Origin of the sequence: Cryobacterium sp. TMT4-10, assembly GCF_004403275.1 — a bacterium.
Taxonomy (GTDB): domain Bacteria; phylum Actinomycetota; class Actinomycetes; order Actinomycetales; family Microbacteriaceae; genus Cryobacterium; species Cryobacterium shii.
This window is the reverse complement of sequence record NZ_SOGU01000098.1, coordinates 17,403-29,331: the sequence shown is the minus strand read 5'-3', so window position 1 is coordinate 29,331 and position 11,929 is coordinate 17,403. Positions and strand designations below refer to the sequence as shown.

Below are 11,929 nucleotides of genomic sequence, written 5' to 3'. Positions count from 1 at the left end.
CGGCGGCCGCGCCGGTCGCCCCGGCGGCGGTCTGTGCCGCCCCGGCGGCGAGCGTCCGGCTCGAGGCCGGGAGCGGGTCGAGCTGGGTTTTCAGGCCGGTGGTGAGGGCGCGGCCGGTGGCGAGTCCGCCGTCGACCGGGTCGAGCTGGGCGAGCACGGCATCGATCTGCGCGGCGCTGAGGCCGTCATCCGTGAGTCGCGCTCGGATGGCGTCGCGGGCGTCGACCAGGGAGCCGGCCGCGCCGGCGAGCACCGAGTCCGCCTGGTCGGCGGCCGCGGCCAGCGCGGGGGAGCCGTCCGCCAGTTTCTCCGTGCCCGCGGCGACCGCGGTGCTGCCGTCGGCGACCTGGCCGGTTCCGGTGGCCAGCGAGTCGAGCCCGCTGGCGAGCCCGGCGGCTCCGTCGGAGACCTGGCCGGCGCCGGCGGCCACCTGACCCGTGCCGGTCGCGAGGCTGCCGATCCCGGTCGCGAGTGCGCTCGCCCCGTCGAAGACCTGGCCGGTGGCGGTGGCGAGCCGGCCCGTGCCCGTGGCGAGCGTGCCGGTTCCGGTGGCGAGCTGCGCGGCGCCATCGGCGAGGCTGGTGCTCCCGGTGCCGGCGGAGGCGATGCCATCCGTCACCTTGCCGGCCCCGTCGGCGGCCGTGCCCAGGCTCGAGCGCACGTCGGAGAGGCCGATCAGGAGCCGGTCGGCGGCCTCCTTGTTGACCTTGGCGACGATGGCCTCGCGGATGGTCTGCGCCGCCTGGCTGCCGATGGTGGAGGCGAGGTAACTGTTGGTGTCGTTCGTGGTCAGCCTGATGGTGGCCCGGGTGGGGGTCTCGCCGGCCGACGAGGCGATCGACTCGGAAAAGTTCCGGGGGATGGTGACGCTGAAGTCGTAGGTCGCGTCGGCGACGCCCGCTTTGCCGGCGGCGGCGGAGACCTGGTGCCACCCGAAGGTGCCGTCGTCGATCAGCTGGGTGGCCACCTCGTGGCCGTAATTGTGCTCCGCGCCGTCGACCTGGGCGCCCGTGTCGGAGACGATCAGGGCGACCGGCACGCGGTCGAGGCCGGCGTACGGGTCCTGGTTGGCCCACAGGTAGAGGCCGCCGTAGAGCACGGGCACGAGCAGGAGGGCGAGCAGGGCGATGCGCGACATCACGGTGGCGGTCAGCCGGGCGAGTTCGGCCCTGACCATGGCGAGGATCTTCATCGGGCGTCGGCTCCGGCGTGGGCGTGGGTGAGTGCGGGGTTCGCGGCGGGAGTGCCGGGCCCGCTCGGAACGATGGAGACGGCCTCGCCGGAGGTCGTCACGACCAGGTCGGGGTCGAGGGCCGCGATCGCGTGCGCGGACGCGTCCCCGGCGATGACGAGAACGGCATACCCGCGGGCGCTGAGCCCGTTCGTGACCGTCCACCAGCCCAGCGGGTCGCCGCCGTGCCGGTCGGGAGAGCAGATCACGAGGCCCTCGACCCCGTCGCGCAGCACGGCGAGTTCGGTCAGCAGACGGATGCGCGCATCCGGTTCCAGATCGGCCATGCTCGAGCGGGCCTCGTCGGCCAGACCGAACGCGGCCAGCATCCGGGCCACGGCACGGCGGTGGCCGATCCGCCCGGCGAACATGAGCTCCTCGGCCACGACCTCGGCCACCGTGATGTCCGCGGCCGGCTCGCAGACGCCGGGGGCGTCGACGAGGGCGACCAGGCTGCGGATCGCGCCGTAATCGGTGCGGTCGTCGACGGTGACCGTGCCGGAGTCCGGGCGCATCCGGCCGGAGGCGATCAGGCCCAGCACGGTCGGGCGGCGTTCCGTCTCGGCCCGGGCCAGTGTGACCGTTCCGGTGTGGAACTCGAGGGAGGTGAGGGGGAGGGCGGCCCGGTTCGGACCCTTCGAGACCTCGCTGAGGGTGACGCGCATGCTGGAGCCTTCGTGTTCGGGGGAAGGTTCCTCAGGCTAACTGACTAGTCAGTACAAAAGCAACCCGGGGGGAGAGGATCACCCCGTCGTCACAGGCTGTGACCGGTCTGCGCGAGCCGAGCACCGGAGCCATCGACTCTAGACTGTGGGTCTCGGGTGCCGTTCTCGCGCTCCTGCTGGTCGGCTCGATCGCGAAAGGAACTCCCATGGCACGTGCCACCGGAACGAAGCGCGCCATCCTGGACGCCACGCTGGAACTGGCCGCGACCAAGGGCATCAGCGGCACCACGATGGACGAGGTCGCCGAGCGGGCGGGGGTGGCCAAGGGCAGCCTGTACTACAACTTCAGCTCGAAGGACCGACTGTTCGAGGAACTGCTGCTGGAGGGGGTCGGTGCGCTCGCCGAGATCCTCCGGGCGGCCCGCGGTGACCTGCGGGGGCGGGCGGCCATCGAGGCGCTCGTCGGGGCCCTGCTCGACCGGATCGCATCCAACCCTGCGCTGGCGAAGCTGATGGCCTCGGAGATCTTCCGCACCGACCGCACCTGGCAGAAGTCGCTGTTCGCGCTGCGGCACGAGGCCCTCACGGTCTTCGCCGAGGCGATCGCCGAGGCGAAACCGGAGTCGAGAGACCACGGCACGTGCGGCCTGATGGCGTCGAGTGTGTTCGGCGCGGTGCTGATGGCCGGCCTCGAGTGGCTGGTCTTCGAGCCCGAACGCCCCCGCGACGAGGTGGCCGCCGCGATCCTCGACTCCCTCTCCGGTGGGCTCCTCGGCGGGGATCGGCCCGCACCGCGTTAGGATCGAGTGTGACCGGCGACAACTTGATTGAGCAGCCCGAGACCCTTCTTCCCGCGGAACCGGAGGTGATCGAGGCTCTGCGGCGAACCACCGGCGAGGAGCTGGCAAGCGTCGTGGCGCAGCATCCGAAGTCCTCCCTGGCCTGGGCCGTGCTCGCGGACGCCACCCACCTGGAAGGTCGCACGCTGGAGGCGTACGCCTACGCCCGCGTCGGCTACCACCGCGGCCTCGACGCGCTGCGCAAGGCCGGCTGGCACGGGCACGGCCCGGTGCGCTGGACGCACGAACCCAACCGCGGTGTGCTGCGCGCGCTCTACGCGCTGCGCCGCGCCGCCGGCGAAATCGGTGAGCAGGACGAGTTCGACCGCCTGACTATTTTCCTGAACGACTCCGATCCGACCGCGATCAGCCGCATCGACCAGCAGACCATCACGCCGGACGGCTACCGAGCCACCGACCCGGCCCCGCCCACCGAGGCGTTCTTTATCCGAGGAGAAAACTAAATGCCAGCGATCGTTCTGATCGGCGCCCAGTGGGGCGACGAGGGCAAGGGCAAGGCAACCGACCTCCTCGGCAGCCGCGTCGACTACGTGGTGAAGTTCAACGGCGGTAACAATGCCGGCCACACCGTCGTCATCGGCACCGAGAAGTACGCGCTGCACCTGCTGCCCTCCGGCATCCTGACCGCCGGTGTCACCCCGATCATCGCCAACGGCGTGGTCGTCGACATCGAGGTGCTCTTCGAGGAGCTCGACGCGCTGATCTCCCGCGGCGTCGACGTGTCCCGGCTCAAGGTGAGCGCCAACGCGCACATTATCACCCAGTACCACCGCACGGTCGACAAGGTCACCGAACGTTTCCTCGGCAAGCGCCAGATCGGCACCACCGGCCGCGGAATCGGTCCCACCTATGCCGACAAGATCAACCGCGTCGGCATCCGCGTGCAGGACCTGTTCGACGAGAACATCCTGCGCCAGAAGGTCGAGGGCGCCCTCGCCCAGAAGAACCACCTGCTGGTCAAGGTCTACAACCGCCGCGCGATCTCGGTCGACGAGATCGTGGAAGACCTGCTCAGCTACGCCGAGCGGCTGCGCCCGATGGTCGCCGACACAGCGCTGCTGCTGCACGAGGCCCTCACCGAGGGCAAGACCGTGCTGTTCGAGGGCGGCCAGGCCACGATGCTGGATGTCGACCACGGCACCTACCCGTTCGTCACCTCCTCGAACGCGACCTCCGGCGGCGCGGTCACCGGATCGGGCATCGGCCCGAACCGGATCGACCGGATCATCGCCGTCGTCAAGGCCTACACGACCCGCGTCGGCGCCGGCCCGTTCCCGACCGAGCTGTTCGACGAGTCCGGCGAGTTCCTGCGCGCCAACGGCTTCGAGTTCGGCACCACCACCGGTCGCCCGCGCCGCTGCGGCTGGTACGACGCCCCCGTCGCCCGCTACACCGCCCGCATCAACGGGGTGACCGACTTCGTCCTGACCAAGCTGGACGTGCTCACCGGTCTCGACGTCATCCCGGTCTGCGTCGCCTACAGCGTCGACGGCGTGCGTTTCGACGAGGTGCCCGTGTCGCAGTCGGACTTCCACCACGCGAAGCCCATCTTCGAGAACTTCCCCGGCTGGACCGAGGACATCACCGGCGCGCGCACCTTCGAAGACCTGCCGCGGAACGCGCAGGCCTACGTGCTCGCCCTCGAAGGGATGAGCGGCGCGCGCATCTCGGCGATCGGCGTCGGACCGGGTCGAGACGCGATCATCTCGCGGCACGATCTCGTCGACTGATGTAGTTCGTACTTGTCCCGAGCGCTTCCCGTTCCCTTCTGTGCTTTTCCGTTCGCTTCTGTGGCCGTTCCGGTCGAGAGTGCCCGCTCCGGCGGTCACTCTCGACCGGAACGGCCACTGTCGTTGCCAGGGGTGCTCTCCGCGGCCGGTGCGGCCAGTGCGGTTTCGGCCGCGCGGCGGGCCTGCGGTTTCGGGCGCGCGGCGGGCGGGTCGCGTGCCCGGGAAAGCCGCACCGACCGCAGCCCGGCCCCTGACGAATTCGACGGAGATTTTGCTGCCCGGAGCCGGGAAACGGCCCGAGGCATCCGTTTTCGTGAAAATCTCCGTCGAATTCGTTCGCGACGATCTGACTGCTGCCGTTCATTCGGCGGCAACCTGGCGCTGCCACAGTGTCGGAATGACTGCCGAACGACCTCAGAGCATCGCCATCGTGGGCCACTTCGTGCGGCTCGAACCCCTCACCCGAGCGCTGCTGCCGGAGCTGCGTGACGCGATCGCGCATCCGCTCGTCTTTGAGGGCGGATTCGGCGGCGGACCGGGTGGATTGCGGGCCGGCCTCGGCGAGTTCGCCGGCTGGGCGGATGCCTACGTGCAGTGGGCAGGGCTGCCCTACGCGGTGCGCCTGCTGGGTGGTGCGCACGACGGTGACCTCGTGGGCATGTCCACGCTCGGCGACCTGCACCTGGCGAACGAGTCGGCCCACCTGGGATGGACCGCCTATAATCCCCGGGTCTGGGGCACCGCCGTCAACGCGGAAACGAAGCTGCTGCTGCTCGGGCTGGCCTTCGACCACGGTTTCGGGCGGGTGAAGATCCAGGCTGATGTGATGAACGTGCGGTCCTGCGCGGCCGTCGCGGGCGTCGGCGCCACGTATGAGGGGATCGTTCGCCGTGAGCGGCGCCGGGCGGACGGCAGCTGGCGGGACACCGTGGTGTTCTCGATCCTCGACAGCGAGTGGCCCCGGGTGCGAGCCGGGCTGCGGGCGAGGCTCGACGGGTACGGTGCACAGCCGGTCGAGTATCGGCAGCGGCCATTCGAAACGAGCGACGCGGCCTGACGGCGCGGTGCCGGTGCGGGCCGCGAGCCCCGCGCCTGCGTGGGGGCGGGCTCCGGGCTCCGGGCTCCGGGCTGCGTGCCCTGACGAATTCGACGGAGATTGTGCTGCCCGGAGCCGGAAACCGGCCGGCAGCATCCGTTTTCGTGAAAATCTCCGTCGAATTCGTTCGGTGCGGCAGAGGGATGGCGGGCGCGATCGGGTCGCTCCTGCCATTCCCCGGCGGGTTTCGGACGACGCGTTCCGCACCGGCACCCCGCGCCGGCCGGGCGCGATACAGTCGGCTGGTGAGAGACGCCCCCGCCGCCGCGAAGACCCTAGTCACCCTCCAGTTCCTGGGCATGGGTGTGGTCTGGGGATCCAGCTTCCTGTTCATGAAGATCGCCCTGGACGGCGTCACGTTCGGCCAGGTCGCCTGGTCCCGGCTGGTGCTGGGCGGGCTCACCCTCGGCCTGATCGTGCTGATCAGCCGGCCGCGGGTGGCCACCGGGCCGGTGCTGCCGCGCGAGAAGATCGTCTGGCTGCATTTTTTGGTGATCGCGATCACCGGATGCGTCGTGCCGCACCTTCTGTTCGCGTGGGCCGAGCAGTACGTGTCCTCGAGCCTGGCCAGCATCTACAACGCCGTCACCCCGATCATGACCGCGGTGATGGCGACGCTCGCGTTCCGGGTGGAGCGGCTCGCGCGAGCCCAGGTGGCGGGCATCCTCGTGGGGATCGCGGGGGTGGTCGTGATCATCGGGCCTTGGCGCTACGCGGCCCTGACCGGCGACCTCTGGGGCCAGCTGGCCTGCCTGGGCGCAGCGGTCTGCTACGGCTTCACCTTCGGGTACACCCGCCGGTTCCTCAGCGGGCGGCCGATCGCGGGCGCGACCTTCGCGTTCCTCAACATCGGGCTCGCCGGGGCGATCATGCTCGTGGCCACGCCGCTGGTGGCGTGGCATCCGGTGGCGCTGACCCTGCCGATCGTCGCCGGCCTGGTCGCCCTCGGGGCGCTCGGGACCGGAGTCGCCTACATCTGGAACATCAACGTGCTGCGCGCCTGGGGACCCACGAACGCGTCCACCGTGACCTACGTCACCCCGGTGGTCGGCGTGGTGCTCGGAGTGCTGGTACTCCGCGAGACGTTCTCCTGGCATGAACCGGTCGGCGCGGGGCTGGTGCTGCTCGGGATCCTGCTGACACAGCGGCGGCTGCGCCTGCCCCGGGCGCTGCCCCTGGCGCTGCGGGGGCGGCGGATGCGCGCCGAGGTCGACACTTCCGGTCCAGATCGACTGGCGCGCGAGGCTAATTCGACCTGAACTGTCGAACTCGGCGCGGACTGCGGGGGCGCGAGACGGCGCCGAACTCGACACTTCCGGTCGAGATCGTCCGGTGTACCGGACGACCGGAACGGGCGACCTCGGCGGGGGAGGCGAGCAGCGCACGAAACGGTATCGTCGAACCATGGCTGCACACGAGGAATTGCCCGCCGGCGCGGGTCAGGAAGCGATCGACGAGCTCGGCAGCATCCGTCAGAGCATCGACAACATTGACGCCGCGCTGATTCACCTGCTCGCGGAGCGCTTCAAGTTCACCCAGCAGGTGGGCCGGCTCAAGGCCACGCACGGCCTGCCGCCCGCCGACCCGGAGCGGGAGCTGTTGCAGATCCAACGGCTGCGAGGCCTGGCCGAGGAGGCCCGCCTCGACCCGGGGTTCGCCGAGAAGTTCCTGAACTTCATCATCGCCGAGGTCATCCACCACCACGAGAAGATCGCCGGCACCGAGTCGGCGAGCACCGGTGCGCCGCGCGCGGCCGGGTCCCCGGCGCAGGCGGGCACCCCCGCGACCCCGTCCGCCTCCGCATGAGCGCGCGGACGGAACGACTCCCCGGCCAGTCCGGCAAGACCTTCGTCATCACCGGCGCCAACGCGGGCTTGGGATACTTCGCCAGCGAGCAGCTCGCCGCGGCGGGCGCCCACGTCGTGCTCGCCTGCCGCAATCCGGCCAAAACGGATGCCGCCCTCGCGGCCATCCGCGGCCGGGTGCCGGGCGCATCTGTGTCGGCCGTGCCGCTCGATACCGCCGATCTCGCCTCGGTGCGCATCGCGTCGGCCGCGCTGCTCGAGTTGCCCCGCATCGACGGTCTCATCCTCAACGCCGGGATCGTGCACCCGCCGCGCACCCGCGAGGTGAGCCCCGACGGCCACGAACTCGTGTTCGCAACCAACTACCTGGGCCATGTCGCGCTCACGATGCAGGTGACGCCCGTGCTGCGGCGCACCCCGGGCAGCCGGGTCGTGGCGCTGGGATCGATGATCTCACGTCTGCTGGACTCCTCGCTCGACGACCTGGAACTGGAGCACGGCTATAACCGGTGGCGTGCCTACGCCCAGTCGAAGATCGCGATGCAGGTGTTCGGGTTCGAGCTGGACCGGCGGCTGCGCGCGGCCGGGGCGGGCGGCGCTGACGGGGTGCAGAGCCTCGTCGCGCACCCCGGTTACTCGATCTCGGGGCTGACGCCGGGCATCCGTGGGGTGAACGAACCCTCGCGGGTCAGCCGTTTCGCCGACATCCTGCAGGGCGTCGCCGCACAGGGCAAGGACGTCGGCGCGTGGCCGATCGTGCGTGCCGCCGTCGACCCGGCCGCCCGCGGCGGCGACTACTACGGCCCGCGCTATCTCACCCGGGGCGTCCCGAGCCTGCAGTCGCCGACGCGCACCTCGGTCAATCTCGCGGTCGCCGAGCGGCTCTGGTCGCGAACCGAGGCGATCCTCGGCGCCCCCTTCGCTCTCTAGCGGCCCCGCCTCCGGCCCCGCGTGCGCTCAAAACGCCGCCAAGCCAGGTGGGATAGCGGCGTTTTGAGCGCACGCACCGCCATAGGGGGCGTCAGGGGCGCCAACCGCGATCGAGAAGTGCGGTTCGGATCCGGGCGAGGATCGCTTGCGGGCGGTGGGATTTGTTGACACGGATGACCCGCCATCCTTCTTCCATGGGCTCGTCCAGGCGGTCGATGTCGCGGTGAAACTGTTTTTCGTCTTCGCGGTGCTGCCGTCCGTCGTACTCGATCAGGATCTTGTAGCGAACGTACGCAAGATCGCCCAGGGCCATGAAGGCGCCGTAGCGATTGAGGAGTGTCAGATTCACTTCCGGCTCCGGCAGGCCGGCCCGGACGATGAGGAGACGGAGCACTGTTTCCTTGGGAGAATCGGTGCGCGCACGCACCTGAGCCAGAGCCTCACGCAGGCGACGTGCACCGGGCAAGCCGGCCTGCCGTGCCACAGCCGACTGCAGCTCTGCCATCGTCGCCGGAGGCCGCTGGCGGCGCACGAGGGAGTCGCCCAGGATGATCAGTTCATCGAGGGTGAGAACGGTCGACAGTTGGACCCACGCGTCGACCTCTGACGCGACGGAGACATGTCCCACCGAGACGATGCGCACCCGGTCCAGGGGAATCAAATGCCCGCGCACACCCTTGCCGGTGCGGCGACTGGTCCGTACGCTCGTGCCGACGTCCACGAGTGACCTTTCGAGCAGCCGTGCGGGGAGCGGCAGCCCGTGGAGAAGCGCGGCCGTCGCGTGGCTGAAGAACTGATCTGCGGGCATCCGTACCGCGTAGTTGACGGCCTGGGTGCACACTGCGGCACGGATCCGGGCCCACCGGTCCGCGTCGCTGGTAGGAGCCGGAGCCTGGCTGGGGCCCGCGGGCGCGCGCACGCCGTGGAAGGGCCGCGCGAGGTCGCTGCGCCGCAGCCGCCCGGAATTGACCCCCAGCCGACGAGCGTCGGCTACGGAAAAAGGCCCGTCACCAAGCTCGGACGGCAACTCCGAAGGCGGTCTCATCGCACGATGATGCCACCCCGCCGTCGCCCGTCCTGCACTCTCTCCACAGGCATCCGTGGGTGCGCTGACCGGCAGCGCTTGCGTGCGCGCAAAGCGCCGCTTCCGCCCCGGCGATGGCGGTCAGTTGGCCGCACGCGGGGGACGGAGGAGAAGCGGAGGAGCGGAGGAGCGGAGGAGCGGAACCCTTACTGCGCGAAGCGGGAGGGGAGGGTGCTGCGGTGACGAGACTGCAGATCGGCCAGCGACACCGTGAACTGGCCCTGGATCTCCAGAGTCGACGAGGTCGAGTCGGTCACGCCGATGCGCAGCACGGGGTAGTTACGGCCCTCGCACAGGCCGAGGAACTTCACGTCGTCCTCGCGCGGAACCGACACGATCACGCGGCCGGCCGACTCCGAGAACAGGGCGACGGATGCGTCGATCCCGTCGCGCTCGCAGATGTCGCCGAGCCACACGCGGGCTCCGACCCCGAACCGGAGCACGGCTTCGGCCAGGGTCTGCGCGAGCCCGCCCGAGCTGAGGTCGTGCGCGCTGTCGATCAGGGCCTCGATCGAGGCCGCGTGCAGCAGCCCGGCGAGGGCGGCTTCGCCGGCCAGGTCGACCACGGGCGGGAGGCCGCCGAGGTGGTCGTGGATGACGCCGGCCCAGGCCGAGCCGTCGAGCTCCTCGCGGGTGACGCCGAGCAGGTAGATGTTGTGGCCGTCGTCCTGCCAGCCGCTGGGCACGCGGCGGGCGACGTCGTCGATCACGCCGAGCACGGCGACGACGGGGGTCGGGAAGATCGGCTGGTCGCCGGTCTGATTGTAGAAGGAGACGTTGCCGCCGGTGACCGGGATCTCGAGCGCCAGGCATCCGTCGGCCAGGCCGTCGACCGTCTTCGAGAACTGCCACATGACCTCGGGGTTCTCCGGCGAACCGAAGTTGAGGCAGTCGCTGATGCCGACCGGCACCGCGCCGGTGACGGCCACGTTGCGGTAGGCCTCGGCGAGGGCGAGCTGCGCGCCGCGGTACGGGTCGAGCTGGCAGTAGCGGCCGTTCGCGTCCGTGGCGATGACGAAGCCGAGGCCCGACTCCTCGTCGATGCGGATCATTCCCGCGTCGTCGGGGAACGAGAGGGCCGTGTTGCCCATCACGTAGCGGTCGTACTGGTCGGTGATCCAGCTCGGGTCGGCCAGGTTCGGCGAGCCGAGCAGGGCCAGGAACTGCTCGCGCAGCACCGCGGCATCCGTCGAACGGGGCAGCGCGCAGGCGGTGTCGGCCTGCAGCGCGTCGAGCCAGGTCGGGTAGGCGACCGGACGGTCGTAGACCGGGCCGTCGACGGCGACGGTGCGCGGATCGACGTTGACGATCTCTTCGCCGTGCCAGTCGATGATGAGGCGGCCGGAGTCGGTGACCTCGCCCAGCACGCTGGTCTCGACGTCCCATTTGGCGGTCACCGCGAGGAAGCTGGCGAGCTTCTCCGGGGTGACGACGGCCATCATCCGTTCCTGGCTCTCGCTCATCAGGATCTCTTCGGCCGTCAGGGTCGGGTCGCGCAGCAGCACCTTGTCGAGCTCGATGAACATGCCGCCGTCGCCGTTGGAGGCGAGCTCGCTGGTGGCGCAGGAGATGCCCGCGGCGCCCAGGTCCTGGATGCCCTCGACGAGCTTGTCGCGGTAGAGCTCGAGGCAGCACTCGATCAGCACCTTCTCCGCGAACGGGTCGCCGACCTGCACGGCGGGCCGCTTGGTGGGGCCGCCTTCGGAGAAGGTGTCCGAGGCGAGAATGGATGCCCCGCCGATGCCGTCGCCGCCGGTGCGGGCTCCGAAGAGCACCACCTGGTTGCCCGCGCCGGTGGCGTTGGCGAGGTGCAGGTCCTCGTGGCGCAGCACGCCCACGGAGAGCGCGTTGACGAGCGGGTTGCCCTGGTAGACCTTGTCGAACCAGGTCTCGCCGCCGATGTTGGGCAGGCCGAGGCAGTTGCCGTAGAAGGAGATGCCGGACACGACGCCGTGCACGACGCGGGCGGTGTCGGGGTCGTCGATGTCGCCGAAGCGGAGCGCGTCCATCACGGCGACCGGGCGCGCGCCCATCGAGATGATGTCGCGCACGATGCCGCCGACGCCGGTCGCGGCACCCTGGAACGGCTCGATGTAGGAGGGGTGGTTGTGCGATTCGATCTTGAACGTGACCGCCCAGCCCTCGCCGACATCCAGCACACCGGCGTTCTCGCCCATGCCGACCATGAGGTTCTTCTTCATGGCGGGGGAGACCTTCTCGCCGAACGAGCGCAGGTACTTCTTCGAGCTCTTGTAGGAGCAGTGCTCGCTCCACATCACCGAATACATGGCGAGCTCGCCGCTCGTGGGGCGGCGGCCGAGGATCTGGCGGATCTCCGCGTACTCGCCCGGGGTCAGCCCCAGCGCGTCGAACGGCTGCTCTTTCTCGGGCGTCGCAATCGCGTTCGCAACGGTGTCGGCAATGCCGCGGGAGGGTGTGGTGGTAACAGCGGTCACGAGGCGTTCTCCCAGGGATAGCGGATGCTTGACCCGTCGAGTCTACCCGCGCTCCGCGGCGCCGTGGCTGCG

The 11,929-nt window shown here is 70.2% G+C and carries 11 protein-coding genes; 7 read left to right on the top strand and 4 right to left on the bottom strand.

What is annotated here, in order from left to right; genetic code table 11:
• Both E3T42_RS15200 and E3T42_RS15195 read right to left on the bottom strand, forming a co-directional pair.
• Positions 1-1,192: YhgE/Pip family protein (locus tag E3T42_RS15200; RefSeq protein WP_194086020.1), on the bottom strand; the 1,192-nt coding region annotated here is incomplete at its 3' end.
• Positions 1,189-1,896 (bottom strand): hypothetical protein, encoded by a 708-nt coding sequence (locus E3T42_RS15195; RefSeq protein ID WP_174776175.1) that lies wholly within the window; start codon positions 1,894-1,896, stop codon positions 1,189-1,191. The genes E3T42_RS15200 and E3T42_RS15195, both read right to left, overlap by 4 nt.
• Positions 1,897-2,102: 206 nt before the next feature.
• Between E3T42_RS15195 and E3T42_RS15190 the strand changes: the two genes are divergently transcribed.
• The 7 genes from E3T42_RS15190 (at position 2,103) to E3T42_RS15160 (ending at position 8,317) form a co-directional block, all read left to right on the top strand.
• The gene (locus E3T42_RS15190; protein ID WP_134403276.1) at positions 2,103-2,696 is read left to right on the top strand and encodes a TetR/AcrR family transcriptional regulator; all 594 of its coding nucleotides are present in this window, start codon (positions 2,103-2,105) and stop codon (positions 2,694-2,696) included.
• 8 nt (positions 2,697-2,704) lie between these two features.
• Positions 2,705-3,199 (top strand): DUF3151 domain-containing protein, encoded by a 495-nt coding sequence (locus E3T42_RS15185; protein ID WP_134365538.1) that lies wholly within the window; start codon positions 2,705-2,707, stop codon positions 3,197-3,199.
• Positions 3,200-4,486, top strand: coding sequence for an adenylosuccinate synthase (locus E3T42_RS15180; protein WP_134365539.1), 1,287 nt, complete (start codon positions 3,200-3,202; stop codon positions 4,484-4,486). It abuts the gene before it with no gap.
• A gap of 397 nt (positions 4,487-4,883) precedes the next feature.
• Positions 4,884-5,543, top strand: coding sequence for a GNAT family N-acetyltransferase (locus tag E3T42_RS15175; protein ID WP_134365540.1), 660 nt, complete (start codon positions 4,884-4,886; stop codon positions 5,541-5,543).
• 338 nt (positions 5,544-5,881) lie between these two features.
• The gene (locus E3T42_RS15170; protein WP_134366781.1) at positions 5,882-6,841 is read left to right on the top strand and encodes a DMT family transporter; all 960 of its coding nucleotides are present in this window, start codon (positions 5,882-5,884) and stop codon (positions 6,839-6,841) included.
• A 145-nt stretch (positions 6,842-6,986) separates the two neighbouring features.
• Complete coding sequence (locus tag E3T42_RS15165; RefSeq protein WP_134366778.1) at positions 6,987-7,388, top strand: chorismate mutase; 402 nt, start codon at positions 6,987-6,989, stop codon at positions 7,386-7,388.
• Positions 7,385-8,317, top strand: coding sequence for an SDR family NAD(P)-dependent oxidoreductase (locus E3T42_RS15160; RefSeq protein WP_134366777.1), 933 nt, complete (start codon positions 7,385-7,387; stop codon positions 8,315-8,317). The genes E3T42_RS15165 and E3T42_RS15160 overlap by 4 nt, the downstream gene beginning before the upstream one ends.
• A gap of 91 nt (positions 8,318-8,408) precedes the next feature.
• Here E3T42_RS15160 and E3T42_RS15155 read toward each other — a convergent pair whose 3' ends face one another.
• Entirely contained in the window at positions 8,409-9,038 is a 630-nt protein-coding gene (locus E3T42_RS15155) for a hypothetical protein (protein ID WP_241976219.1), read from the bottom strand.
• Between the two features lie 509 nt (positions 9,039-9,547).
• Positions 9,548-11,857, bottom strand: a complete 2,310-nt coding sequence (gene purL / locus E3T42_RS15150; RefSeq protein ID WP_134403274.1) for a phosphoribosylformylglycinamidine synthase subunit PurL — start codon at positions 11,855-11,857, stop codon at positions 9,548-9,550.
• Between the last annotated feature and the right edge of the window lie 72 nt (positions 11,858-11,929).

Excerpts from the sequence above, each read along its gene's own strand:
- E3T42_RS15195 (WP_174776175.1), bottom strand. The coding sequence starts at position 1,896 with ATGCGCGTCACCCTCAGCGAGGTCTCGAAGGGTCCGAACCGGGCCGCC.
- E3T42_RS15190 (WP_134403276.1), top strand. The coding sequence starts at position 2,103 with ATGGCACGTGCCACCGGAACGAAGCGCGCCATCCTGGACGCCACGCTG.
- E3T42_RS15180 (WP_134365539.1), top strand. The coding sequence starts at position 3,200 with ATGCCAGCGATCGTTCTGATCGGCGCCCAGTGGGGCGACGAGGGCAAG.
- E3T42_RS15175 (WP_134365540.1), top strand. The coding sequence starts at position 4,884 with ATGACTGCCGAACGACCTCAGAGCATCGCCATCGTGGGCCACTTCGTG.
- E3T42_RS15170 (WP_134366781.1), top strand. The coding sequence starts at position 5,882 with ATGGGTGTGGTCTGGGGATCCAGCTTCCTGTTCATGAAGATCGCCCTG.
- E3T42_RS15165 (WP_134366778.1), top strand. The coding sequence starts at position 6,987 with ATGGCTGCACACGAGGAATTGCCCGCCGGCGCGGGTCAGGAAGCGATC.
- E3T42_RS15160 (WP_134366777.1), top strand. The coding sequence starts at position 7,385 with ATGAGCGCGCGGACGGAACGACTCCCCGGCCAGTCCGGCAAGACCTTC.